At 64.3% G+C, this 26,364-nt stretch carries 28 protein-coding genes and 3 pseudogenes; 17 read left to right on the plus strand and 14 right to left on the minus strand.

What is annotated here, in order from left to right; all coding sequences use genetic code 11:
• The first annotated feature begins 65 nt into the window (after positions 1-65).
• The gene (locus WP12_RS20265; protein WP_052730526.1) at positions 66-497 is read left to right on the plus strand and encodes a DUF6927 domain-containing protein; all 432 of its coding nucleotides are present in this window, start codon (positions 66-68) and stop codon (positions 495-497) included.
• Positions 490-990: a hypothetical protein gene (locus WP12_RS20270; RefSeq protein WP_046195489.1), complete on the plus strand. Its 501-nt coding sequence runs from the start codon at positions 490-492 to the stop codon at positions 988-990. Before WP12_RS20265 ends, WP12_RS20270 begins: the two co-directional genes overlap by 8 nt.
• Before the next feature lie 94 nt (positions 991-1,084).
• Here WP12_RS20270 and WP12_RS20275 read toward each other — a convergent pair whose 3' ends face one another.
• Positions 1,085-2,416 (minus strand): type II toxin-antitoxin system HipA family toxin, encoded by a 1,332-nt coding sequence (locus WP12_RS20275; RefSeq protein ID WP_046195490.1) that lies wholly within the window; start codon positions 2,414-2,416, stop codon positions 1,085-1,087.
• Between the two features lies 1 nt (position 2,417).
• Entirely contained in the window at positions 2,418-2,666 is a 249-nt protein-coding gene (locus WP12_RS20280) for a helix-turn-helix domain-containing protein (protein ID WP_046195509.1), read from the minus strand.
• Between the two features lie 256 nt (positions 2,667-2,922).
• Here WP12_RS20280 and WP12_RS20290 point away from each other — a divergent pair.
• Positions 2,923-3,171 (plus strand): annotated as a pseudogene (locus WP12_RS20290) (single-stranded DNA-binding protein); the annotation flags it as partial.
• Between the two features lie 34 nt (positions 3,172-3,205).
• On the opposite strand, the gene WP12_RS20295 reads toward WP12_RS20290, so the two are convergent.
• The 3 genes from WP12_RS20295 to WP12_RS20305 form a co-directional block, all read right to left on the minus strand.
• Complete coding sequence (locus tag WP12_RS20295) at positions 3,206-4,201, minus strand: GSU2403 family nucleotidyltransferase fold protein (RefSeq protein ID WP_160299259.1); 996 nt, start codon at positions 4,199-4,201, stop codon at positions 3,206-3,208.
• A 624-nt stretch (positions 4,202-4,825) separates the two neighbouring features.
• The gene (locus WP12_RS20300) at positions 4,826-5,533 is read right to left on the minus strand and encodes an RES family NAD+ phosphorylase (RefSeq protein ID WP_200894563.1); all 708 of its coding nucleotides are present in this window, start codon (positions 5,531-5,533) and stop codon (positions 4,826-4,828) included.
• Positions 5,520-5,954, minus strand: a complete 435-nt coding sequence (locus WP12_RS20305; protein ID WP_046195493.1) for an antitoxin Xre-like helix-turn-helix domain-containing protein — start codon at positions 5,952-5,954, stop codon at positions 5,520-5,522. Before WP12_RS20305 ends, WP12_RS20300 begins: the two co-directional genes overlap by 14 nt.
• Before the next feature lie 280 nt (positions 5,955-6,234).
• Here WP12_RS20305 and WP12_RS25580 point away from each other — a divergent pair, with 280 nt between their 5' ends.
• Entirely contained in the window at positions 6,235-6,399 is a 165-nt protein-coding gene (locus WP12_RS25580; RefSeq protein WP_200894564.1) for a hypothetical protein, read from the plus strand.
• Positions 6,400-6,433: 34 nt separating this feature from the next.
• Here the strand turns inward: WP12_RS25580 and WP12_RS20315 are convergent, their stop codons facing one another.
• Positions 6,434-7,255 (minus strand): hypothetical protein, encoded by an 822-nt coding sequence (locus WP12_RS20315; RefSeq protein WP_046195494.1) that lies wholly within the window; start codon positions 7,253-7,255, stop codon positions 6,434-6,436.
• 413 nt (positions 7,256-7,668) lie between these two features.
• Between WP12_RS20315 and WP12_RS20320 the strand changes: the two genes are divergently transcribed.
• Entirely contained in the window at positions 7,669-8,049 is a 381-nt protein-coding gene (locus WP12_RS20320; RefSeq protein WP_046195495.1) for a DUF3768 domain-containing protein, read from the plus strand.
• 713 nt (positions 8,050-8,762) lie between these two features.
• The gene (locus WP12_RS20325; protein WP_046195496.1) at positions 8,763-9,158 is read left to right on the plus strand and encodes a single-stranded DNA-binding protein; all 396 of its coding nucleotides are present in this window, start codon (positions 8,763-8,765) and stop codon (positions 9,156-9,158) included.
• A gap of 69 nt (positions 9,159-9,227) precedes the next feature.
• Here the strand turns inward: WP12_RS20325 and WP12_RS20330 are convergent, their stop codons facing one another.
• The 3 genes from WP12_RS20330 to WP12_RS20340 form a co-directional block, all read right to left on the minus strand.
• Entirely contained in the window at positions 9,228-9,584 is a 357-nt protein-coding gene (locus WP12_RS20330; RefSeq protein ID WP_046195497.1) for a hypothetical protein, read from the minus strand.
• Positions 9,581-10,261, minus strand: coding sequence for a ParA family protein (locus WP12_RS20335; protein WP_046195498.1), 681 nt, complete (start codon positions 10,259-10,261; stop codon positions 9,581-9,583). Before WP12_RS20335 ends, WP12_RS20330 begins: the two co-directional genes overlap by 4 nt.
• 631 nt (positions 10,262-10,892) lie before the next feature.
• On the minus strand, positions 10,893-11,924 hold the full coding sequence (locus tag WP12_RS20340; protein WP_052730527.1) for a hypothetical protein: 1,032 nt from the start codon (positions 11,922-11,924) through the stop codon (positions 10,893-10,895).
• A gap of 71 nt (positions 11,925-11,995) precedes the next feature.
• Between WP12_RS20340 and WP12_RS20345 the strand changes: the two genes are divergently transcribed.
• From WP12_RS20345 to WP12_RS20375, 7 genes are all read left to right on the plus strand, one after another.
• Positions 11,996-12,364 carry a hypothetical protein gene (locus WP12_RS20345; RefSeq protein ID WP_152664101.1) on the plus strand — a complete coding sequence of 123 codons (369 nt, stop codon included), beginning with the start codon at positions 11,996-11,998 and terminating at the stop codon, positions 12,362-12,364.
• A 317-nt stretch (positions 12,365-12,681) separates the two neighbouring features.
• Positions 12,682-12,957 (plus strand): HU family DNA-binding protein, encoded by a 276-nt coding sequence (locus WP12_RS20350; protein WP_046195500.1) that lies wholly within the window; start codon positions 12,682-12,684, stop codon positions 12,955-12,957.
• A gap of 98 nt (positions 12,958-13,055) precedes the next feature.
• On the plus strand, positions 13,056-13,265 hold the full coding sequence (locus tag WP12_RS20355; RefSeq protein ID WP_046195501.1) for a hypothetical protein: 210 nt from the start codon (positions 13,056-13,058) through the stop codon (positions 13,263-13,265).
• A 66-nt stretch (positions 13,266-13,331) separates the two neighbouring features.
• Complete coding sequence (locus WP12_RS20360; protein WP_046195502.1) at positions 13,332-14,114, plus strand: ParA family protein; 783 nt, start codon at positions 13,332-13,334, stop codon at positions 14,112-14,114.
• Positions 14,111-15,040, plus strand: a complete 930-nt coding sequence (locus WP12_RS23620) for a ParB/RepB/Spo0J family partition protein (RefSeq protein ID WP_052730528.1) — start codon at positions 14,111-14,113, stop codon at positions 15,038-15,040. The genes WP12_RS20360 and WP12_RS23620 overlap by 4 nt, the downstream gene beginning before the upstream one ends.
• 252 nt (positions 15,041-15,292) lie before the next feature.
• The gene (mobC, locus tag WP12_RS20370; protein ID WP_046195503.1) at positions 15,293-15,811 is read left to right on the plus strand and encodes a MobC family plasmid mobilization relaxosome protein; all 519 of its coding nucleotides are present in this window, start codon (positions 15,293-15,295) and stop codon (positions 15,809-15,811) included.
• Positions 15,808-16,935, plus strand: coding sequence for a relaxase/mobilization nuclease domain-containing protein (locus tag WP12_RS20375; RefSeq protein WP_046195504.1), 1,128 nt, complete (start codon positions 15,808-15,810; stop codon positions 16,933-16,935). Before mobC ends, WP12_RS20375 begins: the two co-directional genes overlap by 4 nt.
• An 80-nt stretch (positions 16,936-17,015) precedes the next feature.
• Here the strand turns inward: WP12_RS20375 and WP12_RS20380 are convergent, their stop codons facing one another.
• Positions 17,016-17,252, minus strand: coding sequence for a helix-turn-helix domain-containing protein (locus tag WP12_RS20380; protein WP_046195505.1), 237 nt, complete (start codon positions 17,250-17,252; stop codon positions 17,016-17,018).
• A 595-nt stretch (positions 17,253-17,847) separates the two neighbouring features.
• On the opposite strand from WP12_RS20380, the gene WP12_RS20385 reads away from it, so the two are divergent.
• The 4 genes from WP12_RS20385 (at position 17,848) to WP12_RS26005 (ending at position 22,827) form a co-directional block, all read left to right on the plus strand.
• Positions 17,848-19,086 carry an integrase gene (locus WP12_RS20385; RefSeq protein ID WP_046195506.1) on the plus strand — a complete coding sequence of 413 codons (1,239 nt, stop codon included), beginning with the start codon at positions 17,848-17,850 and terminating at the stop codon, positions 19,084-19,086.
• 167 nt (positions 19,087-19,253) lie between these two features.
• Positions 19,254-19,493: a hypothetical protein gene (locus WP12_RS25585; RefSeq protein WP_200894565.1), complete on the plus strand. Its 240-nt coding sequence runs from the start codon at positions 19,254-19,256 to the stop codon at positions 19,491-19,493.
• 19 nt (positions 19,494-19,512) lie between these two features.
• Positions 19,513-20,484, plus strand: a complete 972-nt coding sequence (locus WP12_RS20395; RefSeq protein WP_235399217.1) for an AAA family ATPase — start codon at positions 19,513-19,515, stop codon at positions 20,482-20,484.
• Between the two features lie 9 nt (positions 20,485-20,493).
• Complete coding sequence (locus tag WP12_RS26005; protein WP_084691261.1) at positions 20,494-22,827, plus strand: S8 family peptidase; 2,334 nt, start codon at positions 20,494-20,496, stop codon at positions 22,825-22,827.
• 682 nt (positions 22,828-23,509) lie between these two features.
• Here the strand turns inward: WP12_RS26005 and WP12_RS26010 are convergent.
• The 4 genes and pseudogenes from WP12_RS26010 to WP12_RS26020 all read right to left on the minus strand — a co-directional run.
• Positions 23,510-23,941 (minus strand): annotated as a pseudogene (locus tag WP12_RS26010) (UvrD-helicase domain-containing protein); the annotation flags it as partial.
• Positions 23,938-24,567 carry a UvrD-helicase domain-containing protein gene (locus WP12_RS26015; RefSeq protein WP_052730530.1) on the minus strand — a complete coding sequence of 210 codons (630 nt, stop codon included), beginning with the start codon at positions 24,565-24,567 and terminating at the stop codon, positions 23,938-23,940. The pseudogene WP12_RS26010 and the gene WP12_RS26015, both read right to left, overlap by 4 nt.
• On the minus strand, positions 24,567-25,967 hold the full coding sequence (locus WP12_RS20410; protein ID WP_152664102.1) for a PD-(D/E)XK nuclease family protein: 1,401 nt from the start codon (positions 25,965-25,967) through the stop codon (positions 24,567-24,569). The genes WP12_RS26015 and WP12_RS20410 overlap by 1 nt, the downstream gene beginning before the upstream one ends.
• A gap of 286 nt (positions 25,968-26,253) precedes the next feature.
• A pseudogene (locus WP12_RS26020) lies at positions 26,254-26,364 on the minus strand (IS5/IS1182 family transposase); the annotation flags it as partial.

The raw sequence follows: 26,364 nt of genomic DNA on the forward strand, positions 1-26,364 counted from the left end.
TGCCCGATAGCCGGAATATGGATGGTATTATCGCAGCGGAGAGCCGCATGCAGTGAAAGCTGCACGTGCGGTTCGGCGGGGGGATCAGGGCTGACTCTCTGAGCAGCACCAATCCTACCCGACTGGACGAGACGGTCGGACCCTGCGAGGCGGGATGCCCCGCAGCGATCCGCGATCTGCTGACGCCGACCGACCGGCCTCATGCGCGGGGCTGGCGCGCGCGCTGCCGCGCAAACCTGGCGACGCGGGCGCGGTGTACCGCCAAGCCAACCCCGCGGCCCGGCCAGACCATCTTGTTCGACACGCCCTTGCGCCTGAGCAACGGGCTCGACGCCGATCGCTTCGAGGTTGTCGCTGATGGTCATAACGGTCGAAAGCTCCTGTTTCGCGAGCCGCGCAGCGGGGCGCTTTGCCGGATCGCGCGCGTCAAGCGCTACGCCTATCGCCTGATCGATCCGGTGCGATCGGTCGGAGCCGGGGAGACGGCCCATGGCTGATTGCTACACCCAGGCGAGCGTCGTCTTCACGACCTGCGCATTCGAAGCGGCCTTGCTCGAAGAGGCCTTTTTGGCCGCCCGCGATTGGGACGACGACGGGGTGAGCTTCGCCCCCAGCCCCCGCTTTCTCGATCTGTTTCCACCAACCCGGCCCGCCGCGCCCTGGAGCGGGCTGCAGGCGATTTTTGACGATCCAGATTATCCGACCTTCGGGGCGAAGATCGAGGTTGAGGAGATCGCGGACAGTCCGCGCCTGCGACGCGTGACGATCTACAGCCTCACCAACTTCCAGGTGGGCGCGATCTGCTCCCTGATCCGAATCTGCTGCGCGGCCAGCCTGATAATCCGTCCGATCGGATTTGAGTATGCGATGACCTGCTCAAAGGCGCTGCCAGGCCAGTTCGGCGGTGGCTGGTGTGTCATTGCGGCTGACACAATCGAAACCGGCTGCACGAGCGATGCCCTGGCGGCGGCGCTTGGCCAAGCCAGCTGATCGGGCGTGCCTCTCCCTGCCATCATAAGGCTGTGCGGCGACAAGGCCAGCGCCGCGCTTTCATCCATTTCGGGTATAAAGCCGGGGCTCGTCTCTAGCCGAGTTCGACGAGAGCGGTGTCGAGCTGACCAAGTCGCCGCTCGATCGCGGCCTTGACGCTGGCATGCACCTCGTCGGCGAAGTCCGCGGGCATGCCCTCGCGCGCCAGGTCTGCGGCGCCCGCCGCCTTTTCGCGGATATCGGTGATAACCTGCGCGATGGGTGTCGGGCCCATGCGTGTTTTCCGAGCGGTCTGGACGAAGTGCCGGCCAAGCACCTCCTCGACCCGGTAATGGCGATTATTGCCCACCGCCATCGCGAGGCGGAAGCTCTTCTGCGGTAGCTGAGCGTGGTCGACGGCTGTCTGGACCGTCAGGACATCATAGAAGGGGGTGAGCTTGAATCCGCCGCCGGGCCGCAGGAAAATGCTGAAATTCTTCGCGTGCCCGTCGGTCGCGCCGATCAGCCAGAAGATGATCTGGCTGGCGAGGAAGGCGGACTGATCCGCGGTCGGATCATCGCTGCCGCCGAGCAGGTTGAGGAGATCGGTGGCGCTCGGGCCTCCGTCGTTCTGATATTTCTGCGACGAGACGATGCCCAGCGCCTGGCAGCAATCTTCCTGCGGCACGCGCAGCAAGCGGCCGTCAGCAAGCCATTGACGGTCGAACCGCTCGACCACCAGCACGCGGCGTTCGCCGAACGTGGCGATCTCGCTCTTGGCGATTGGGAGGCCGAAGACGTTCAGCAGTGCGAGGCAATAATGCTCATTATCGACGCTGGCGGTCATGTCGATCATGCCCGAAGACGTCGGAATCTTTCCGAGCTGGGGTTTCAATATATGTGTCGTCGGCGTCGTTCCGAGCGGACGCAGCCATTTGCCGTCATGGCGTAGAAGCGCGGTCTTCTCCTGTGCGCCGGCGATCGAAATCCTGAACCCCCGTTCCGCGTCGATCCCTAGTGGCGCGCCCTTGAGTTCCGACAGAATCTTTTCGATATCAGCGTCGGCAAGCGGCTCCCCTTGGATGGCGCCCACGGCCTCGCCATCCTCTCCATCGGGAAGGAACTGCATCGCGCCCACGCAGTCGCGGCCGATGCGCGCGAGCAGGCTATAGGGGTCGGTGCCGTCGGCGCCGGTGCGCTCGGCGATGCGTCGACGCATGTCCATGGTGTCGGGCAGCAAGTTGTCGAACACGGCGACCACCGGTGCGCCGCGATAGGGTGCCGCGCGTAAGGGGAGCGATAGCGACGCGGCGAAGGCGTGCTGCCAATCAAGCCACGTCTCGTCGTACCGGAACGACACGGCGCCGCTCGGCTCCTTGTCCAGGCGGCCGATCAGCCGACCATTTATCATTACGTTGAGCGGCGTGTGGGTCTCGCGGCGCGCCATCTCAGAAGATTTCCCCCAGGTCTGCGTCGCCCTTTCTGCGTGGGCCGATCTGGATGTCGAGATCGAGCGCGCCCAATAGGCTGAATAATGTCTCGAGCTTCGTGCCGGCGTGTCCGCTTTCGATCCGCGAGACGGTTTTCTGGCCGGTGCCGACCAGCGACGCCAGCGCTTGCTGGGTGAGGTTATGGCGCCGCCGGGCGTTCTGAATAAGCATTCCGAGTTGTTTCGGTGAGCGGGCCAGCTGGATCATGGGATATCCTTTCGGAGCGTTCATGCCCCTAAGGGGTATAAAAAAGCAATATACCTTAGAGGGAGTACTAGGCAATTATACCGTTGACGGTATAAACGATATCACGCCCCGTGGGGTATATACTGAGCATTGCTGGCCCCTTGCTGTTGTCGGCGAACTGCCTGAAGCCGCAGCCCAGCATGCGCGGGACGTCTAATTTCCCGACGCCTGAACCTCCAGCGCACATCGCGCGGGTTGCCCGCACCACCCAGAGCGCGGCCACACGGCCGAGCATATCGAATGGCATCGGATCACCTGCTTCAACGGCGTCGGCAGGACGGTCGCCCAATATCTCGCGAAGGGCCAGAAGGTCATGGTCCAGGGCTGCATCCACTACACCCGGTGGACCGACACCGACAAGATCAAGCGGTACGGCGTCGAGATCATCGCCGATGAGGTCGTGTTCCTGTCAAAGGGCAAGGCTGCCACGCGCGCCGACATCTGCGAACACGACATTCCCTACTGAGGATCAGGTCCGGTGGCGGACCGCCGCCGGGCCGTTACAGGGCCCCCGATATCGCGCCGGCGTTCGACCAGTCCACATAAAGGGGTGCGAGATCGCCGGGCAGACTTCGCTCGAACGCGTCATCCAACGGATATTGTGGCATGGCTTGGCGGATGGCGTCGAGCAGCGTTGTGCCTTGGCGCAGGTCCTTGGGGCGCTTGAGCGGATTGCGTTTCGACTGGCGCGCCATCCACAATTTCTGAAGCGCGAACCAGCGGGGATCGGGTGCCACGATCCGCGCTGCGGTTCCATCGCGGCAGACGACGACATGGTCGACGAAGCGGCCATTGAGCAACCACTCTTGTTCGGCCAGGGGAATGGGCATCGGGCGATCGGTTCGGAAGATGGTGCCGATCCGCGATGGCGCCGCGAGGATCTCGACCTCATAGGCCTTGGCGTTACGCGCCTGGAAGCTGCGCTCGGTGTTGATCGTGAAGGTGCGGTCGACCGCCTTGAGCATATCCCAGATCGGCTGCTGCCCCTCCTCGAAGGTCGTGCCGGTCCAGGCGAGGTCGCAATCGAGCGTCTCGTCGGGGATGTCGCGGATCATGCCGGCGGCTTCGACATGATAGGCGGGCATGGCATTCGTCCCGACGACGATCAGCTTGTGCCCCAGTAGAGACCGCCTGTCCGCTTCACGGATGATCGCACCGGCGGCGCTGGCGAGCGTCGGCAGCCGCAACGCCCGATAGAGCTGGCAGCTCTCGTCGAGCCGGGCCTTGCTGGTGTCGCGGCGCATCTGCCAGTCTGCCTTGTCGCTGCGATAGGTAGTGAGACGCGCCTCCTGCTCGTCTGACCAAGGGCCCAGGCTTTTGCCGTTATTGGCGCGGTCGAGCACCTCGTAGAGATAGCTATAGCCGTTCACCTCCTTGCGGATGAGGTTATAGGGCATCGTCGCCAGCGCGCGCTCGGCCTCTATCCAGACTTCATATTGCTGGTGAAGGTTGATCAGGACACGGGCCTGTTCATCCGAAAAGGGGTAGACGATCATCGTCATTTATCCTGCGTTCTCTCATTTTTCAGGCGATGCAGGATAAATAGACCGGAACGGCACAATTGGCAATGATCGCAGTCTGTGAACACGTGTTATCCTGCGATTGCGGAAAACGACAAATGTGCAGGATAAAATCATCGATCAATGCTCCGCGCAGGACATCGCCAGGGGTCCGAGGCGACGGTGGGGGCACCCTGCTCTTGGAGGCGCGATCCTTGGTCCGCCGGCCGGCCTTCCACGATCAACCCGCAGAGGGTCCGTGCGCTAGCGCTACGGCCTTTCGTCGTGCCGCCAGAAGATGATCGCGGCCTCCCGGCGGACATTTCGGGCGCCTGTCGAGCGGGGGTGATCCCGCCGAGGAGGCAAAGGAGCCCGTCCATGTTCACCGCTATCCAGAGTGCCCGCAGAAGTGCGCTGTCGCTGTCGAAATCCTGATGGTCCCGACCGCCGTTATCGCGGTCGGGCCGCAATATGCCGTCATTCGGCCGATGAGCTCAATCCCGAGGACGTCATCGTCAACCAGTTCGATCCGTTCGCCTGAGTCTGGGCGGTGGCCCCTGCCCCTGCCCGTTCGCGGCTACATCGGGGTCAGCGCAGGGTAGCGCAGGAGGCTGAGACCCATCAGAGCGGTTCGACCATATAATCGGCGGTGCCGGTCCAGCGCAGGCGGTGCAGCGCGCCCTGCGCCACCGACTGAACGACATTGGGCCAGAGCGCGACGACGCAGGTGCCGGCTGGATGGCGCACCGACGGGTAGATGATGCCGTTATGCCCGGCAGCGCGGGCGGCCGCCGCCAGCGCATTGCCCGCCGGATAGCCGCTGGCCGGATCGGGATCGAGGCACGGATGGCCGGCGGCCGGCCGGACGTCGACGAACAGGCCGGCCATGCTCGCCAGCATTTCGGCATAGTCGACCGTCGCGTTGAAATCGCCGGCATCGGCCAGCGCCAGGGTCAGATGGTGGCCGACCTCGGCGATGCAGGTCTCGACGCCAAGCGCCGCATACCAGGCGCCGCGCTCCGCCGGGTTAAAGCGCAGGGGCTGGCGCGGCTTGGCATAAGCGAAGCTCGCATTGATGAATCGGGCATGGGGGACGCCGTGGACGAGTTCTTCGGCGGACAGGCCGCCGAGCCCGCGGCTCTCTGCGATCTGACGGCCGCTCGTGCTGCCCTCGATCTCGGCGAGCAACGCCAGATCCGCGTCGCTGTCGGCCAGCGGCGCCAGCACCGCGGCGCGCAGCCGCGCGCTCGCGACAAGCCGGACCGTCCGCGGGAACGCCTCGCGGATCAGGGGCAGCCCGTCAATGACGTCGTCGTCAGAGCCCGCCACGCAGCGCGTCGATATATTGACGAGTCTCGATCATCCGGGGGATTCCCCCTTCGATCATGGCCCGGATCGGCGTCAGCCGGTCGAAGATCGGTCCGCGATTGGCGAGCCCAGGCCAGCGATCGGCCATCGCATCGGCGAACAGCAGATGCAGCCCCTTGAAAACACCGATCAGCGCGGAGGCGCGGGTGAGCTGGTCCTGGCTGAGACTACCGTCCCAACGTCCGGCTTTCATCCGGTCCCAGGTGCTTTCCGATACGCCGAGCAGAGCGGCGCCTTCGGCGTTGCTGGCGCCCCAGGCGTCGATCACTCGCAGCACTGCCTTGACGGCGGCGTTGGTTAGTCGACGTCGATCGGCCTCATCGGCGAAGGTCTGCACGGTGCTATTGGGGGCGAGCGTCGGTCCGGCAGTCGCAAGCGCCATATCGCATCTCCTGATGCCTTCATATACGTCACGTGGTGCGATTATACAACTTCGGACCAAAGGCGGTGGAGGTCCTGCGGGCGTTAGCGGCCCCACCCCGCTCTTTGAGGCGCGATCCTTGGTCCGCAGGGCGGCCCCACGATCAACCCCTAAAGGGGTCCGTACGCTGCGCTACGGTCTTTTGGCCTGCGGCCAAAAGATGATCGCGGCCTTCCGGCGAACGCTTCGGGCGCCTGTCGAGCGGGGATGGCCCCGCCGACGCGCACAAGGAGCCCAGCCCATGTTCACCGATATCTGGATCGCACGTCGCAGTGCTCTCTCGCTCTCGAAAACCCTGATGGTCGTCACGTTGGTGATCGCGGTCGGTCAGCAGTTCGCCGTTATCACGGCGGAGGATGCAGATGGCGATGTCGCAATCGTTCAGGAATTCGATCCCTTCGCCTGAGGTGCTGCGGGGCGCGTTGGCGCCCCGCCCCTCTTCAGGCTTGGAGATGCGCGCGGATCAGCCGCTCGGCCTCGGCGACTTCGTCGAGAACCTCGGGGCGCTCGGCAATGCCGTCGGCCATCATTGCCTGATGCGCGTCTGCCGAGAGCCGCCAGGCGGTGATGCCGTAGCGCCGAGCGATCATCGCGGCCGGTACCTTGCCCCAGACATCTTCGAGGTCGCCGTCCGGATGCGCGACCACCGCATGCTGCATCTGGTCGGGCTTGATATGGGCCCAATCGGCGATCGCTTCGGGCAACATCGTCATGGCGGGCAGGCCTCGCACCGTGGCGAGCGCATCGGCGAAGACGACGCATTTGCCGAAGGCATAGCGATGGAGCGCGCTGGCCGGATAGCGTGGATATGGCCGGGTCGGGACGAGGGCGAGATAGGCGGCGTTGGCGGTGATCGTGGTGGTGGCCTGCGCCAGCTTGCCGGCATCGACCGCGATGCCGCAAGCGAAGACCCCCTCCACGCCCAGGCAGATGCAGCCGATCTCGAGATAGCCGTCGGCATTGGCGGCCGAGCGCGGCCAGTCGCGCCGGGCGAGCACGATCGGTTGGGTCACGGCTTCGCTATGCTGGGTGGCGGTCATCATGCCGCGCACATCGAACGTCCAGTGGCTGCCATCTTCATTGTGGAAGCGGATGGCCTCGTCGCCGACATAGGTGGCGTGGACCGGCCATCCGGTGATGCGTTCGAATGCGATCGCGTGATGCAGGCCCCGGTCCTGTTCGGCATCGGCCTGATACGAAGCATCGAAGCGACCATGGCCCTTGCTGGTGATGGCGGTGGGATTGTTCTTGGCGGCGCCCATCGGGATATCCTCTGTTCGGGCATATTCTGGCGCAAAGTCGGAAGCGAAGGAAGGTCGGGGGGCCGGCCCCGGTCGCAACCGGGCCGGGCTCTGGGCTGCGCCCCGAGACGCCTGGCGTCTCGGCCCTGCCGGGTGACGATCCCTGCCGGGACTGTCCGGATGAGGTTTGATGCTTGGATCATCGCCTTTGTGCAGCCTGGCGGGCGAAGCGACGTCCCGTCGGTGGTCGCGCCACCGCCGGAGCCTCAGCGCGGCCGCTCTGGCCGGGTCGCGCGCGTCCGCAAGCCCGCAGGCGGGCTGCTCCACTGCGTTGCGCCCCGGAGACCGGGTGCGGGCGCGCGCTGTGCCCCGGCCGTCGGTCCGCTGCGCCGCAGGTCCAGATCGGCGGGGCCCGTCCAGGCGGAGGACAGACCATGTCGCACCACCAGATACAGCCAACCCCAGCCTTGATCATTGCGGCGCTCAAAGACGCTTTGCGGCGGGACATCGACAATTCCGCCCATAATCGGGTGGTGATGACCGCCGGCGTCGTGGCGTTCATCAGCGACAGGTCGCTGTTTCGCGGCTTTCATCGTCACAAGGCGCTGCTGCGCGCGGTGCGCGATCATGCGGCGTTCGGCGCGAACGTCGATCCTTATGGCGAGCATGACTTCGGCAGCTTCGGCCTGTTCGACGAGCGCTTCTTCTGGAAGATCGATTATTATGATCGTGCGCTTTCCGCGGGCTCGCCCGACCCTGCCGACGCTGCGGTGACCTGCCGCGTCCTGACGATCATGCTGGCTGCCGACTATTAGCCGGTCGGTTGCGCGGCGGCGACCTCGCCGCCGCGCGGGCGCGGGACCGCGGTGATGGCTGGACGGCGGGGTGGCTGTCTCGAATGGCGCTCGGAGACGGTCGAACCCGGCGGCGCGCCCTGGCCGGCTCCTCGCCTACTGATATGTCCGGCTCAGCCGCCTGGCTCGCCATGCCGCACGAGCCAATGACGGTGGCGATCGGAACGCGGCCGCTGGGTCTGATGTCGGAAGTTCGTGCAGTTGCGGTGGCGATAGACTCCCCTGCCCTATCGGGTGATGCGGTACCCTGCCGGCTTGCCTGATTCGGCGTTTGCGGCGCCGGCGATCCCGCGTGGTCGGCGGTGATGTCCTGGACGATCCTGTTGGTGATCAGGTGTGGGATCGGGGCGAGGCAAAATGGCTTCGAAGCGCCCGTTGCACTGCTGACCGGGTGGCGGCTGTTGCGGTGAAGGACGATTCTGCTGCGGGACACAGGCCGTGTTGATCGGGCAGGCCAATCCTTTCTCTGTCACGAATCCCCTAAGGCGCCGGCGCCGCTGCCTCCAACCCGCGATCCTGCGGACCGAGTTGCCTTGGCTGCGCCGCGGCTGCCCGCACCACTCCTGGGATCGGGGTTCCCCTCGGCAAGCCTCGGTGGAGGCGCGTCTCCGCCGCCTTTGATCGGGGTTCGTCGAAGGGAATGGCCCTTCCGACCGACTGAAGGAGTGTCCGTTATGAAAAATCTCGTCATCCTCGCCGGCAATGTCGGCGCCACCCCCGAAACCCGCACCACCTCGGGCGGTGCCCGGATCACCAGCTTCAGCCTCGCGACCTCGCGTCACAAGCGCGACAGCGACGGCAAGATCCTCAAGGACGCCGACGACCGCACCGTCGAGGATACCGAATGGCACCGGATCACCTGCTTCAACGGCGTCGGCAAGACGGTCGCGCAATATGTCGACAAGGGGCAGAAGGTGATGGTCCAGGGCCGCATCCACTATACGAGCTGGACCGACAGCGACGAGATCAAGCGCTACGGTGTCGAGATCATCGCCGACGAAGTTATCTTCCTCTCGCGCGGTAAAGGTGCGGGTCGCGGCGATATCGGCGAGGACGATATCCCCTACTGAGCGGGGCGGCCCGGCGGTCGAGGCCGCCGGGCCGCTTATCGTGCGATTCGGATAGCAGATGGATAGCGACTATCCCTGCGGATATTTGGCCTTGAGGAGTTCGAGCCCCTCCTCCAACAGCTCGCCAATCGAGATATTGCCCCGGGCAATCGCGAGATGCTGATAGCCTTCGCGTACTTCGGGACGGACCTTCGAGTTCATCTGCGCGGTGCGACCCGTCGCGCGCAGCGTCCGCCCGTCGACCGCGACACGGATCGACGGCGCGGCCGGCACCGGGGCCGGTACCCGAGCGATCGTACGATCGAAGCCATGGCTTTCGGAAACCGATCGCAATGCCTGCGGATCGATCTCGCGGCGCGCGCGCGGCGCGCGCGGCACATCATCATCATCGCCGAGGCCGATATCGATCTTCGGCCGGTCACTCATGCCGCTGCCCTCCGTGCCGAAGTCTTGAGCGCCGCGATCACCGCGTCAACGACGGCCTCGACATTCTCCTGGGCGTTGCGCACATTGCCCCCTACCCCCTTCGGCAAGCTCTTGATCGATCCACCATAAGCGAAGATCGCCTGGAAGGCCGAGCGTTCGGCGATTTCGACCGGCAGTGCCGGGATTTCCTGAAAGGCGCTCTGCACGGCCTTCTGGACGCCGGCCATGACCCGGGCATTGGTGCGCATGAACAGAAGCCGGAACGGGATCTCGGTCTTGACGACCTTCTGGGCATCGCGGACCATCTTGATCGCGCGCACCGCCTCCTTGGCGTCGAGCTGCGTTTTCTGCGCGGGGATGATGATCAGATCGGACTGCGAGATGGCATAGGCCGACGCCAGATTGGCCGAGCCTTCGACATCGATCAGCACCCAGTCATTCTGCTCGGCCGCCTGTTCGACGGTGTCGATCATGCTGTCCTCGGTCACGTCGGAGACGATGCTGATGCCTGTGGGTGGTGCGATGTCCTTGGTCGCCCAGGCGGCGAGCGGCTGGTTGGGATCGGCGTCGAGGATAGCGACCGTTTGTCCTCGTTCGGCCAATTCGCTGGCGATTAGCACCGTGGCCGTCGTCTTGCCTGCTCCTCCTTTGGGGGTGACGAACGCTATGACGGGCATATTCCCTCCGATATGATGATAGTCGGTGGATATCCACTACCCACTAGTTAGGCGCTACCCTATAGCTAGAGCTTATTCGATGTCTAGCCACTATCCATCAACTATCTGTAGTATGAACTATCCACCCGGTGGATAGTCCGTGGATAGCCACTAGATATCCGGTGGATACCAGCTATATACCGCTGCGGCTCCACGCCGGATGAAGATGTTCCGTCGGCCAGGCGGAATTGGATGAGCATTGCTGCGATAACGGTGAGATAGCGACTATCCAGCATTTTTGGGAGAATGGCTCTTTGTCGACGAGGCCGACAATCGCGGATAACGCGCCGTGAAGGTCGCCATTTCGGTGTCAAAGGCGGCAAGGCTCCCACCGGGTTCATCCTGCGCCGGAAGCGCAAGGGGTGGCCGTCGTCTTGCCTGCCTCTCCCTAGAGATGGCGAATGCGTCGCACGGTATTTTTCCTCGAATATGGCGCTAGCCGCTAGATAGCCACTACCGACTAGCTATCCGCTACCTCACGGCTAGTGACTATCGATGCCGCGCAACTCGTCAATATCACGAGATAGTTGCTATCCACCTGCTGGATACTCGGTGGATAGCGACTATCCACCGAGTATCTTCAGACGCAAGGCTAGTCTTCGTCCGATCGCGGTGCGGACCCCGACAGTTGCGGATAGCGCGCCGCAAAGGCCTCCATTTCAGCGTCGAAGGCGGCGAGGCTCGCGCCGAGCTCGTCGCGCGTCGGAAGGGCAGGGGGGATGGCCGGCCGTCCCAGCCGTGGTGCGATCAGTCGCAGGCGCCGGGCGAGCCCGGGCGCCATATAGACCCGCCATGATAGTCGACCGCTGATCTCGACGAGCAGCCCATGCTCGGCGGCGCGCTCGAGCGCCTTGCCGGCGCCCGACCGGCTAAGGCCGAGCGCGCGCCCGACCTGTTCGGGCCGCAGGATCGGCGCGCGCAGGCTCAGCGCGGCCAGGCCGCGCAACGCACCCGGCTTGCGGGCTTCGCCCAGCAGCTTGATCCAGCGTCGCCGTTCGGTATCGAGTTCGAACGCGATCGCGAGCCCGTCCTCGGCCTGGCTGGCGAGGTCTCGCAGCACCCGTCGAACAATCGGTGTAGCATCGCGGGGCGCGAGCCGCATCGCCTTGTCACCGGCGACAAGGCAGGGGAGGGGGGTCTTGGTCATTCCCATCCGCGCAAGCAGCAGCGGCAAGGAGAGCCACGGCGAAATGTCGCTCGTCGCTTGCGCATGCTGGGCCAGGATCGCGATCGCTCGCAGGATGAGCGGGGCATCGCTGAAGCCCATGGGAACCTGGAGTGTGAAGGGCAGGTCCTCGCGCCAGTGACGCTGTTCGCGTTCGGCGAGCATGGCCGCCCAGGGACCAAAAGCATCAAAGGGATCGACAAGCGTGTCGAACCGCGCGCGTCCCGGAATCGGGGTGGCGGTTGCCCAGGAAATAACGTCGATCTCGTCAAGCTCGATACCCTGGAGTTGCAGAGCCCGGGCATAGCCGATCCAGCGCGCGCGCTCGCGCCAGATGTTATGCAGAAAGCCGCTGGAAACAGTGCTATTCAGTCCACCGACCGCCAGCGCGACGCGTTCCAGCAAGCGCGCCATATGAAGGTCGATCGCCTCGGGAAGTAGGGTGGTAGAGCGTGCCATAATCTGGCGATTGTAGCCTGTAGAGGCATATATTGTCTACATTGCAATGACGCTTGCTGGTGATAGTCGCCATGCTCCCCGCTCGACTGCTTCGCGCTGCGACCATGCCCGCCTGGGAGGAGGTGCTCGACGTCCTGGCGCTGCGCGCGCCCGAGCCTCGTCGGTTCGATCCGGTCCTGGTATGCGCGATGGTCGCTCACATCCGCCAGAAGCAGGCACGCGAGCTCCACTACAAAGGCGACCTCGAGGATCTCGACAGCCCGGCGACCGGGCTGTCGATCGCGCAGCTGGCCAAGGCGTGCCGGCGCGACCTGATGGGGCTGCGGGCTCTCAACCGGCTGCTCGTCAAATACGACAGCGGCTTTCGCCGCTCGGAGATGGTTGCGATCGATGTCGGTGACATTGACGGCTCCGATCAGAAGGGGGCGGGGCTGCGTTAGTTGGCCGTAGCAAGACCGGGCAGGAGGGGGAGGGGGCGTTCGCCAATCTGTCGCCTGCGACGATGCGCGCGATCATGCAGGCTTATGGTTGGCGCGATCCGCGCACCCTACTGCGCTATGGCGCGAAGCTCGCCGCTAGGAGCGGCGCCAGCGCCCGCACGGCGGACGATTAGGCCGTCGCGGCGATGAAGATATCCTATCCTACCAAGGTGATCTCATCTTGATAGGGCTCAGCCTGCCAGACTAGTACGCGCCGACTGGACCGGGCTCCGATGACTTCATATGCTGGACGCGAACTTCAACGAGGGGACATTCCAATGAACAGTGCCGATCTCGCCACTCAGATTGCCGAAGCGCAGGGCATGTCGAAAGCCGATGCCAAGAAGATCGTAGACCAGGTGTTTGCCGCGATCGCCGACGCTGCGGCCAAGGGCGATGAGGTGTCCCTGCCCGGGTTCGGTAAGTTCAAGGTGAAGGCGAGCGCTGCGCGCGAGGGCCGCAATCCGTCGACCGGCGCCACGATCAAGATCGCGGCGTCGAAGAAGCTCGGTTTCACGCCGGCCAAGGCAATCAAGGACAAGCTCAACGGCTGACGGGCGATTGGCCTCGCGTAGCTTTGCCGGGTCGAGAGTGGCTGGCGAGGGGAGGGCGGCATATCGGTGGTGCCCATTGGGGGCAGGAAGGATGTGCCATGCTCAAATTGCTCGTCGCCGGCGCTGCAAGCCTCGTCAGCGCTGCTGTACTGCTCTTGGGCGCCCTGGTTGTGATCGGGATCCCGCTCGCCTTGTTCGAAGGGCTGTTCGGCCGCCGGCCGCCGAGCCGGCACGGCGGTAAGACTTCGGCCGACCGGGCCGCGCAGGAGCTTTACGAACGGCGGCTGCGCGACAGCCGCCGGCTGTAGCGCATGCTTGATCTGTAAAATAATCCGGATAAAGCGTTATTGGACAATCCGAGGTGGAGATGTCCGGTGCGCACCATCGTCGTCAACAACCAGAAGGGCGGGGTCGGCAAGACGACGCTCGCGCTTCATCTGGCCTGGCATTATGTCGAGCAGGACAAGCGTGTCCTGTTCGTCGACCTCGATGCGCAGGGCAACGCGACGGCGACCCTGGCCCGCCCGACGCCCGAGCAGCCGCGCTGGCAGGCGCACGGCTGCGGGTTGGCAGCCGACCTGTTTTCTCCGGCGCGCCTGGAGATCGATCCGGCACCGCCGTTCCAGCTGCTGGCCGCCTCATCGCGGCTGAACATGGTCGATGCTGCGCTCGAGGTGGCGCTCGATGCGATCCGCATCCAGCATGATGGGCTGTCGCCGCTTTTCGATCTCTGCATCATCGACACGCCACCGGCGTTCGGCGCCCGCAATCTCGGTGCGCTGATGGTCTGTGACCATCTGATCGCGCCAATCCAGCTCGAGGACTATGCGCTGAGCGGGGTCAACGACCTGCTCAAGTCGATCGCGGTCGCGGAGAAACTGCGCGGAGGCCGGCTCGACTTTCTCGGGCTGCTGCCTTCGCAGTTCCGGGCCAATTCTTCGTTGCATCGGCAGAATCTCGAAACGCTGGTGCGCGATCTCGGGCGCGCCGAATTGCTCTTTCCAGCCTTTCTCGCGCTGCGGCAGGGCTATGTCGAGGCGGTCGGGCGCGGGCTGCCCGTCTGGATGATCCGGGATAATAGCGCGGCGGCGGTCGCGGGCCGCGAGATGCGGCATGTGCTGGGGCTGGTTGCCAATCGCGTGGCGCTACGATCATGACGCTCGATATCCAGGCGATGCTCGAGCAGGCCGGCCTTGCCGGCCTGCAGACGCTGCGACACGATCGGGTGATCCCAAATCCTGATAATCCGCGCCGGGACTTTGACGAGGCAGAGCTTCAGGCGCTGGCGGCGTCGATTGTCGAGCGCGGGCTGTTGCAGCCGATCACGGTCTTTCCCGCCGATAGCAGCGGGCGCCATGTGATCCGCTTCGGCGAGCGGCGCTGGCGGGCGGTCGGAATGGCGGGACTGCCGACGATCAGCGCGATCATCAGCGAGCCGGCGGCCGGCGCAGTGCAGCTCATCGATCAGGTCATCGAGAATGACCAGCGGGTCGGCTTGAGCGCGATCGAGATCAGCCAGGCGATCAAGCTGCTCGGCGACACCGGCATGACCAAGGCCGCGATCGCGACGCAGCTGGGCCGTTCCCCCGCTATGATCAGCCTCTATGCGGCGGTGATCGAGATGCCCGCGCCCTTGCAGATGCTCGGTGACAGCGTGTCGATCCGTACGCTCCACGACCTTTACCGATTATGGCGGCGCCAACCTCAGGCGGGCACGGATTTTATCCAGGCAACGCCCGCCGATGCAATCGACCGCCGCAGGGTTCAGGACCTCGCTGCCCGGTTCGAACCCTCGGCCACCGTGTCAACGGCATTGAGTGGTGCGAAGCGGCCGGCCGCAGCGCCGCCGTTATCGGTGCCCCGGGTGCGTGCGCCGGAGCGATTGCCAACCGCTCCCGATGCTTTCGACCACGGCCATGTGCGGGTGCGATGTCCGGCGGGAGAGGGGCTTCTGCTCTTTCCGACCGGATCGAGCGGGGATAAGTTGCTGATCCGCCTCGATGGCCGGTCGGAACCGGTCGAAGCCGAGCCCGCTACGGTCATCATTCTCGCGGTCCGGGCCGAATCCTTTCAGGTGCTATGACGCCCTGCCGGTTGCGGCTACTGTCCGATCGACCAAAAATTTGCCCAACACTATGATGTGGCGGGAGCCTCACCGCAAGCCCGTTCGGGATGCGTTGGTGAGGCTCTTTTTTTGTGGCGGGGGCAATCCTAATGTCTTCGCGCGTGCGCGATGAGACGGAGCGTTGTTTTGTCATGACAAAGACCTTTGAGGGCGGAGTAGGGAGGGCAGGATAGGCTTTCGCCGGGGTTTCAATTATCGTATGCGATATTGATGACCTCGTTCACGTTTCTCGTGCCCGATGGGGCCGCCGCCCGGTTCGACCAGATCGCGGAAGGGCAGGGTGGGCGCTCGACCTTGCTCCGGCGGCTCGTGACCGCCGTTGTCGATGGGGAGCCTTCATCTGCGCCAGCGGAGATCGCTCCCCGCGCCGGTCGGGCCGACCAGCGGATCGAGCTGCTATTGACCGAAGCGGAGGTCGAGGCGATCGGGCAGCTGGCATCGGGTCGTGGGATGAAGCGCAGTGCGTGGCTCGTGAGCCTGGTCCGGCGGCGTCTGCACCGCTCGGCCGAGCCAGCCATGCCGGAAGCGAAATCGCTTGAGGGTATCCGCAGCGAGCTCCGCCGGATTGGCGTCAACATCAACCAGATCGCGCAGGCGCATCATCTGGGGCAGGGCCGGTCCGGAGACCTTGGCCGGCTTGAGGCATTGGTAGCCGAGATCCGCGCCTCGGTTACGGCGGTGGGCGCGGCGCGGCGCGGCGATCTCAGCTATTGGGAGGTGGCGGAATGACCGGTGCCGTCGACGCGGGCTTCCCGGTGGCAGCGCTCGATCGCATCTGGCATCCCCCAGCCGGCGGACGCCGGCTGCTTGACCCGAAGGCTGCGGTGAGGGTCCCCAGCGGCGGCTGGACGGTCGCGGCGGCACGGGCGCAACTCCAGCGGCTGGTCGACCGGGCACCGCAGGTCATGGTGAAGGTGTCGGGCCGGCAGCGTGGCGGTGACCATGTCAGCGCGCATTTTGAATATATCGGACGGCACGGCGAGCTCGATGTCGAAACCGAGGATGGCGAGACCCTCAAGGATGTTGCGGCTTTACGCGAACGGGCGACCGAGTGGCACGACGAGGACGGTAGTGATCGAGCCAATGCCGTGACCTCGATTTCTATGGTGTTGTCGATGCCCGCGGGCACCGATCCACAGAAGGTCCTGGCCGCGGCGCGTGCATTCGCGCGCGTCGAGCTTGATGGCAAGCATCGTTATATGCTGGCTCTGCACGACGACACGGATCATCCGCACGTCCACCTGACAGTGGCGGTGGCGCCGTGCAGAGCCGACGGCGAGCGGTTCAATCCGAGGAAAGCAGACCTTCACCGGATGCGCGAGACCTTCGCACATGAACTGCGCGAGCGCGGGATCGAGGCGGATGCGACGCCGAGGCGTGCACGGGGTATCGTTCGACGAAGCGACAATGTGCCGCTGCGCAAGCTCAAGGAGCGCTATATGCGCACCGGAGGCCTCGTTCTGACTGAGGAAAGCGCGCGGCGCGCGGGCGTGGTCTTTGCCGAAGGGCAGGGCGATCTTACGCCATGGGAGCGAGCCGGCGTCTCGCGCCAAGAGCAGGTCAAGGCGGCCTATGCGCGCGTCGCGCGTCAACTCGAAGCGTTGCCCGATCCAGCTGACCGAAAGCTTGGCGCGGCCTTAAGGCGTTTCGTCGATGCGATGCCGCCGCCGCTTAGCCGGCGGATGCTGCATGCCATCGCCTATCTCGAACGCGTTAGGAGGCAGGAAGGCATTGATGCCGTCGCGGAAAAGGGGGTGTTCAAGCCTGCCGCTACACGTTCGAGGTCAAAGGATGGAGGAGCGGCTGCTCCGCAACCACCTATCAATCGGGGCCCGCGGGACCGGCAGCGGTAGGCTTTTCCCTGCGCCTGCAGGCTCTTGATCGCGATAGGTCCGGGGTTCGGGACCGCGCCTTAGACTCGGCGGACTGAGCCTCACTCATCCGATAAGATATCTTGGGCAGAGCTGCCGATGGCCCGGACGATCTTGAGGAACATCAGCAGGTCGAGCTGGGCGACGGCGTCAACGCTGCCGGATTCAATCTCGTGTAGAAGCTCGGGCGATATGCTGAGAGCGCCAGAGACCTGTTCAACGGTGATCCCGGCGCGTTCTCGCGCCGCCGCAATGCTGGATCCGACACGGCTTATCAGATGTCGATCTACGCCAATCATACGACAACCTTCTTTCGCGGGTCCGTTCCGCACGCTTTTGCGACCGGGTCCACGCGAAGCTCTAAAGTCTCAACTCGACGATATGCGGATTCGCCCTGCCCAGATGTATTTACCAGGCACAGCCAGTTGTGATGGCGCCACACATAAGTTCTATATCCACCTTTCAAGCATCTCTGAAAGCATGATAAGTCTATTGGGATGTGCGCTGCTCTGGTCAACCCTACGGGCACGGTAATATCGATGGAATAGCCAGTATCTAGGGACATTTACTTATATTCCGAAATTTGTGTCTGGCCTTAATGATCCATTTTAGAGTGAATTCGCCCCTTTGCGAGGTTTGTTATGTTGCCAGCTCCTGGAAAGTTGAAGCTGTTCGGCGGCGGCTAACGCCCTTTGCAGACTTGCTTCCATTCCGGTTATAAGCGGCCCCCCCCGTCCGCGCCGTTAAGGCGCAGGACCATCGCGAGCTCGAGCTGGGAATGCGTAGCCTGTAGAATGGAGCTAAGTATCTGTGATAAGTGCAATTATCACATAAGCGGATTTGACGCCTCTTCATAAGATGACGTACAAGGCTCGCTGAGGAGCGAGGCGCGTCATGGCCACCGAAACCGCCCAGGAAGGGCCAGAAGCCGCTGTAACGGCGCCTGAGGCGGTGCTGCCGGCCGTTAGGACGCCGGCGGACCTTGCCTGGACGATCGTGCAGATGCGCGCCGGCGAGCGCATCACCGTCAACGAGGCGCTGATCGCCGCCTTTCAGGCTGCCTCGTCGCCCCACAGCATCCGCGCGCTCAAATCCGACGTCGAAGCATTCGACATCTGGTGTCGGCGCACCAACCGGATCGCGCTGCCGGCGACGGCCGAGACCGTGGCCGATTATCTGGATGCGCGGGCAGGGAAGGGGAGCCGTCCCGCGTCGCTGTCCCGGTACAAGGCGTCGATCGCCAAGATCCACCAGTTGCTCGACCTCAAGGATCCGGCGCCGGCGCCGTTGGTGAAGCTGCGGCTGCAGGCCGTGCGTCGCGAGAAGGGGGCGGCGCAGCAGCAGGCGCGGCCATTGCGGTTCAAAGGGCCGGTGCGCGACGTCGAGCGCGACAAGGCGCGTGGGCTCAATATCCGCGCGCTGCTCGAAAGTTGCGGGGACGATCTGCCGGGATTGCGCGACAGGGCGCTGCTGTCGGCAGCCTATGACACTGGCCTGCGCGCCTCCGAGCTGGTGGCGGTCGCCATCGAGCATATCGAGGAGGCGATCGATCGCGAGGCCCGGTTGCTTCAGATCCTGCGTCACAAGGGTGATCAGGACGGGGAGGGAGCTACCGCCTATCTCAGCCCGCGCACTGTCACGGCGATCGCGGCCTGGATCGAAGCCGCCGAGATCACAACAGGGCCGCTGTTCCGGCGGGTGCAGGTCCGGCGGTACAAGGCACGCGCCGCGGTGCGCGGCAGGCCTATCGACAGCATCTCAGGCCGGGAGACCTGGGATCTGCGCAAGACGCTCTCCAAGCCGGCGGTGAAGGCGCGGGTCGAATATGACATCGGCACCGTGGCGCTGCACCCGGGATCGATCGGGCCGATCTTCCGGTCGATCATCCAGCGGGCGTTCGATCTCGGTGCGCTGCCCGATCTGACAGCGGAGGATCTGGCGCGGCTGCTCAAGGGGATCAGCGCGCATTCGACGCGGATTGGGCTCAACCAGGACCTGTTTGCCAGCGGCGAGGATCTGGCTGGGATCATGGACGCATTGAGGTGGAAGTCGCCGCGCATGCCCCTTGCTTACAACCGAAACCTAGCCGCCGAGCAAGGTGCTGCCGGAAGGTTGATGAGGAAGCTCGAATGAGGTGGCACGGCGACGAAGCAGGACGGCAATGAGGGGCTGATCTCCGCGCAGATACGGCGCTGGGCCGACCTGGCAGGTCACCGTCCCGCGACCGTCGCCGGTCACTCGCTAAGCGTAGCTTCCTAGCCGAGGCGGCGCGAACACCGGCCTCCATCAAGGAGATGCAGGTGGTTTTGCAGCACAAGTCGGTGAGCGTGTTGCCGGGGTATGTTCGTTCGGCCGAGATCTTCGATGACCATGCCGGCGCGGGCTTTTTAGAGGTTGCTGGGATGGGCGAAGCATCCACAAAGATTCGCGGTCGGCAGGGCGAACATGGTTGCGGCCAAGTCGCTGATCAGGCAGAATCGCAACGTGGTTGCGACGGGGGTTTGTTTGTTCGAGCCTTGTCACTCAAGTTAGGCTTCTAGAATGGCGCGCGGAGAACTCATGAAGAAGCTGCTCGGCAGCTACGGACGGGATGATGAATTTCGCGCTGTGGCCGAGCAGATCATTTCGGAGGAAGAGCAGAAGAACAACCGCGTTTTGGCGCGCTCGCTCCGAAAAACCCTTGAAAATGCGGCTGCGCCCAAGGCAGGCACCCGCGCTCTCGCACCGCTTATTCCATTTCCGGACGCTGCCAGTGATTTCGTTGAGCGCGTGGAGCCAAGGCTCACGAAGAACGACCTCATTCTCAGCGCCGAAAATGTCCGCGTCTTCCTCGACCTCATCCGCGAGTACCGGCGGGCCGATGAGATCCACCGGCATGGTCTGTCGATCCGGTCGAAGCTGCTCTTCTGCGGGCCACCAGGATGCGGCAAGACGATCTCCGCGGAGGTATTCGCAGCCGAGGTCGGCCTGCCGCTTTTCACGGTGAAGCTCGATCGCCTGATCTCGTCGTATCTCGGGGAGACAGCGACCAACGTCCGCAAGATTTTCGAGTTTGCCCGGACGCAGCCCTGCGTCCTGTTTCTCGACGAATTCGACGCGCTTGCCCGTGCTCGGGACGACGCGAGCGACCATCACGAGCTTCGCCGCGTCGTCAACAGCCTGCTGCTCTTCATCGATCGCATTCGCCCCAAGGGCTTTCTTATTGCCGCGACAAACCTTGATGGCTCGCTCGATCCTGCGGTGTGGCGCCGCTTTGACGAGGTCGTCTGGTTCGACCGACCTGATCGCGCTGCTACAGGCCGCTATCTGAAGCTCAAATTCCGCAACGCCAAGCTGGCGTTTGATCCGAGTGCGCACCTCGATGCCCTTGCGGATTATACCTATGCCGAGCTTGAGCGCATTTGTCTCGGTGCGATCAAGAGCAGCATCATCGACCGGCGCAAAGAGGTGCGCGAGCGCGATTTCACGCGTTCGCTGGCCGATGAGCTGCGCCGCCGCCAGCGGGCCGGCCGTCTGAACCAGACCGCCTGACGCCCTCCTGTGGCTCTGTACGAACATCTTCGGCTGGTACGGCTGCCTGAGCAGCTTGAGCGTCGCAAACATGGTGGCGGTCGGGCGCCAGAGCGCGATCTCAAAGCGCACAGCGGAAAAATAGGCGGGGAGCTTGATGCGGCTGTCGCGGAGCAGGTGCAGCGCCGGAAGCCTGAATTCGTCGATCCCTCACTCGTCTTGCGCGTGCGCATGTCCGGCGCTGCCATGGAAGCGGATTGGGAAGCGCTGGGTCTGACGCTGCTCGCGAGCGATCCGGACCGGTCACTGATTCTGTTCTCATCCAGCGATGAGATGGACGCATTTCGGACTCGCCTCGCGGCGTTTGCCGCCGGGCCGCCGGCCGGACAGAAAGCCACACCCTATGCAGCGTTTATCGGCGGTATCGAGGAAGTCGGGTCCATCGGGCCAACAGATCGGATCGGCATCCGCGCGCGTGAGGAGGGGTTCGCCGACGAGACTGATTTCCTCGAAGAAGTCGCCTACCTGATCGACATCGAACTCTGGGATCTCGGCCGACGCGACCTGCGAACGCGCAAGCTCGAACAGGTGGAAGCCTATATAGACGCTCGCGCTGGCGAGGTGTTGGACCGCTACGTCGGTCCCTCGATCACGATGTTGCGCGCCCGGTGTACGGGCGCTGTCGTTCGGACGTTGCTGACGATCGAGGACATACAAGCTGTCGATTTTCCTCCTGAACCCGATATTGCGACGGCCGAGGCTCTGGATCTTACGCTCGATGACATGCCGGAACCGGGCGCAGTGGATCGGAACGCACCCGTTATCGGTGTGATCGATAGCGGCGTGAATGCCCATCCGCTTCTGGAAGACGTGCTGGTGGGAGCGATTGGCGTGCCCGATACGCTCGGGAGCGACGATGGCTGGGGGCACGGGACGCGGGTCGCCGGCGTTGCACTGTTTGGCGATCTTCGCACGCAGCTCGCTGTCCCGTCGCTCGCGCGTCATGCGCGGATAGCGTCGTGCAAGGTCGTGAATGACCAAGGCGCGTTTGATGAGCGGCGCCTTGTGCCGGCGCAGATGCGCGAAGCCATCACCCGCCTGAATGCGGAGTTTGGAGCACGGGTGTTCGTGATTTCGCTTGGTGACGCGAAGCGGACCTACGACGGTGGCAAGGTCGGACCTTGGGCGGCGACGTTGGACGAGCTTGCCAGGGAACTCAACGTGCTCATCATCGTGTCCGCAGGCAACCGCGCGCCGCGGGGCGGAACACGCCTCGAACAGGCCGTGACGGAATATCCCGGCTATCTTCTCGAACCGGCCAATCGCTTCTGTGAGCCCGCGGGTGCGATGAATGTTCTGACCGTCGGATCGCTCGCACATGGGGAGGGGTTGGGGGCTCAGTCCGAAGAGGACGTGAAGGTGCGTCCGATCACGCGGGCGCTTGAGCCATCGCCGTTCACGCGGATCGGGCCGGGAATCAACGGATCCGTCAAGCCCGAGCTTGTCGATCTGGGTGGCACCCTTGTGTACGATCCGGTCGTCGCGCGTCTCCGCAAGGGAGAGGATCTGCCAAGCGCCGGTCTCGTCACTTTACATCATCGGTTTCTCGATCGTCTGTTCACCGCCGGCTCGGGCACATCTTATTCCGCGCCAATGGTCGCGCACAAGGCGAGCCAGCTTCTCGCGCTGTTCCCCACCGCCTCGGCCAACCTCTTGCGCGCGCTTCTAGTCGGGGCCGCGCGGGTGCCGGAGGAAGCGGCAATGAGGCTCGCGCCGCTTGAAGCTGGCGCTGCGCGGACCGTTTGCGGGCACGGTCAGGTGGATCCCCAACGTGCCGCTTACTCAGATGACCATCGTGTCGTGCTCTTCGCTGAGGATGAGCTGCCAATCGACCACTTCGCGGTCTACCATATTCCGATCCCGGCTGAATTCCAGAACGGCGGCAAGCGCACGCTGCGCGTGAGCCTCGCCTACGATCCGCCCGTTCGCCATTCGCGGGCGGATTATACCGGCATCGGGATGAGCTTCCGTGTGCTCCGAGGATGCGAGCCTGCTTTGATCTTCGATCATTTTCGCAAGCGAAATCAGAAGGAGGAGGGCAAGCATCCGGAGATTGAGAAGCGCTACACGTGCGATCTCCAGCCCGGGCCGCAGGAGCGTGAAAAGGCGACAGTTCAGTGTGCGACTATCACCTTCTCGCAAGGCACCGAGGCGTATGGTGGCGACTATTACCTCGTCGTACGCTGCGAAAGCGGGTGGGCGGAAAGCTTCGAAACCAAGCAGAAGTTCGCGATCGTGGTCGAGCTGGAGCATCAGCCGGAAATCCAACTTTATGCCCGCTTGCGCGCGCGCGTCCGGGTTTAAGGGAAAGGCCACCTCTTGGGGCCGAGCGGAGGGCGTCCTTGATTTTCGATCTCGATATGGCGCTCGTCCGCCCGTCGGAAGGCGGTGTGAGGTTCATCTGATCGGGGTGTATTAGATTTGCGCTTAGCGCCAATTCCCGGCCTTCGTGGGTGAGCGTTCGCTTACCCGAAGTCATCGTATTGATCGGTACGACGATAGGCCATTCCAATCCCTTGGACGCATGCATCGTCACCAGCGATACCGCCTCTTCCTGTGCGTCGGGCCTGCCTTCCGCCGAGCGTGCCTTCCCCTCCCAGGCAGCGGTCATCGCGTCGGCGAACGCCCTGATGCCACGCACGCCATAGGGCTGCGCGAGACTCAGGAAGAGATCAACATTCGCCAATGGCCGCTCTGCCTGCCCGCCGTGGCGTTGGAGCAAAATGGGGCGCACGCGGAGCAGGTCGACGGCTTCGGCGAGAAGCTGGTGCGGAGTCGTCGCATTGATCCCGCGGCGCAGAGCCTGGAGCTTTTCGACGATGTCGCGTGCATATGGGTCCCCGATCGCCTCCGCCTCGAGATGGATCGTAAGCCTTGGTCGGGCGTCGGGGCGCTCGGGATCACGCGGCTGGCTCCAGACGAGGTCGAGCAGCTGCTCTTCGCTCAACCCGACCAATGGCCCGCGCAGGAGTGCGACAAGCGCGAGCGTGTCACGACTATCGGCCAGTACGCGGGCGATCGCGATGAGGTCCTGCACCTCCTGGCGGCGATAGAACCCTTTTCCTGCCTGGGTCGCCACCGGCACTCCGCGCTTCTCGAGCGCTTCCTCGTAGCGCCACAATTCGGTGCCGCCCGGTGCCAGCAATGCAATGTCGCCAGGGCGGCACGGCCTTTTCGTATCTGTCTTGCGATCCACGATGATCTGGCTGCCGATCAAGCGGCTGCACATCTCAGCTACCGCCTCGGCCTCGCAGTCGCGCTGCACGCCCGCCTTGGCCTTGCCGTCCTCGTCTGCGCAGGCAACGGGAAGCGCTGCGACGCATAGTCCTTCCTCGTGATCGGGATGAAAGCTCTCGAGCGCGGTGAAGCCGGGCTGCCCTTTCTCCTCCGTAAGATGGGGCGCAAAGCGCTCGTTCACATAAGTGAGGATCGCGGCACAGGACCGGAAATTGGTCGAGATCGAGAGCAGATCGTCCGGATTAAGCGCGCGGATGCCTTCGCCGGGTTGTGGAAGACGAGTTCAGCGACAAGGCTTTCGTCGCCAACATTGAGCGTGTCGCGGAGCCAGCGATCGATGATATCTCCGAACACCAGCTCCGCCTGCGCCGGATCCATCAGCGTCGCGCCCGGATCGATATTAGCCTCGACCGGATACGGCTTGATAAGCCGCTGGCAGAAGCCGTGGATCGTCGAACGGGTAATCTCGTCGATCGCGGCCGCCGCCTCCGCGAGGTTAGCTCGCTGTTCTACCGACAAACCGTTTGGCAAGGCGATAGCCAGCTCACGCGGCACTCTACCGTCGAGCAGCTCATCGACGAAGTCGCGAACGCGAGCGAGCAATTCGCTCGCGGCGAGTTCGGTGAAGGTGACCGCCGCGATTGCCCTAGGGGCGGTGCCGCCGGCCAGCAGCAGGGCAAGGCGGCCGGCCATGACAGCGGTCTTGCCGGAACCGGCCCCAGCTTCGACTAGCACGGAACGATCATGTGCTGTCATTGCAGCCAAGCGCGCGTTCTCGTCGCGCAGGGCGGGTGTCGAACCGGTCATCAGATTGCCTCCCACACGATGGCCGCATCGCCGAGAGCGGCTCGCGCGGGCTCGAGCTTTCGCAGGCAATAACCGTTGGGGGCGTTTGCGGGCAGCGCGAAGCTCAAATCATCATAATCGCCGCCATTGTCTGGGCCGATCAGCGCGCGCCCGGCGACCAGGCTCGCACGCGCCGCACGCAGATGTCCCGCAAGCTCCTCCAGGACATCGGCCGGCGCGTCGAGATGGCGGGCCTCGGTTTCGCGCGGATAGAGCAAGGCCGCATCGATATCGATATCGTCGCCGAGCAGCGCCTTGACCGCATAAGCGTAGAGGCAGCGCTGGAGCTCCTTGCCGCCTTGCAGGACGACCGGCTTTGGTGGCAGCTTGCCGCCCTTATAGTCGAGCACGCGCGCCCGTGCGGCGTCGCCCGAAAGGTCGAGGCGATCAATGTAGCCCGAGATCTGAAACCCGGTGCCGGCGATCGCCACCGGTGTGGCGGGATCCCACGGGATCGCGCCGTCGGATTTCGCTGCCTGCCCGCCGAAGGGCACCTCGGTATAGCTTTTCTGATCTGCAAGCGGTGATTCGGGATACTGCAACGCGTTGAGCGCGATCTGCTTGGCATCCTCGAGCGTGCGCCGCCACACGACGAGCGGCGGGGTGGCCTGCTCAGCCTGCCACCGTGCCGTGACCGTCGCGGCACCAGCTTCGATCGCCGCGACGACCTGGTCCGGTCGCGCGCGCGCCAGACTTCCCTCCCCCTCAAGCAACCGCACGGCATGATCCAGCGTATCGTGGAGCAGGATGCCGCTCTGCCGCGCATCCAGTACCAGCGCCTCCTCCGCGGTTTCCGGTGCCCTGATCCCAAGCGCGTAGGTCCAGGTGAAGCCAAGCGGGTTGCGCAGCAGTTTGGCGAGCGAGCTCGCGGACTGCGGGCGTTCAAGCGCCGCTAGAACCGCCGGGTGGTCGCCGCGCACCAGGCCGTCATGGGCGGTGATGGTCGGGCGCTGCCAATCCTGCCAGCATGCCGTCGCCGAGAGCGCTTGCGCATAGCCGCCAAAATCGGCCGGACGCGCGACGAGGCGGTCGGTCTCGCTCATCGCGTGTGCGGGTCGACGGTTGCGGCGGACGTAGCGGGCCTCGGGCTGGCCGCGCAGCAACGGACTCTTGCCGAGCAGGCGACCCTCGCCGTCACGGCGCGGCCGGGACAGCACAACCTGCGCGGCTGTAGTACAAAGGATCGTCTCGAAGTCGCGACGATCGGCGGCAGTCACTGGCAGCGGATCCAGTTCGCTGGTCGGAACGATGTGATCCGATAGCAGGCGGTCTTCCGAGATCCGCCGCGGCCAGCCGGTCGAGGTGGGACCGAGCAGGCGCACGAATTTGCGTGGCGAGGCCGCCAGTGCCGACGCCGGCATCCAGGCGACCGAAACGCACGCTTCGCAGGCATCTTCTTGGCGAAGGCTATCGATGGTGGCATCGATGGCTGCAGGGCTTCCGGTAAGCAAAGCCTTGCGCCAGATACGCGGGCACCGCCCGAGAGGAACGCGCGCCCGATCTCTTCTGCGTGCGGGATGCCGCCCGAAAGCGTGTCGATGATCGCGCGCAATCCCGGTGCGTGGTCGGTCCGGTCCGGCCAGCGATCGGGCGTCAGCGCGCCAAGGAGCCGCGTCCAGGCGTGGGTGGACTAGGGGTTGTGGGGATTCATCGCGAGTTGATGACGGCTGCGGCGAGGTAGATCATTGCGGAGAAGCTTAGATCGGTTTTGCAGGCGCGCATGGCGATGCGCTTGAACTCTTTGAGTTTGCAGAAGAA

It is taken from the genome of Sphingomonas sp. SRS2 (assembly GCF_000971055.1).
In the GTDB taxonomy this organism is placed as follows: domain Bacteria; phylum Pseudomonadota; class Alphaproteobacteria; order Sphingomonadales; family Sphingomonadaceae; genus Rhizorhabdus.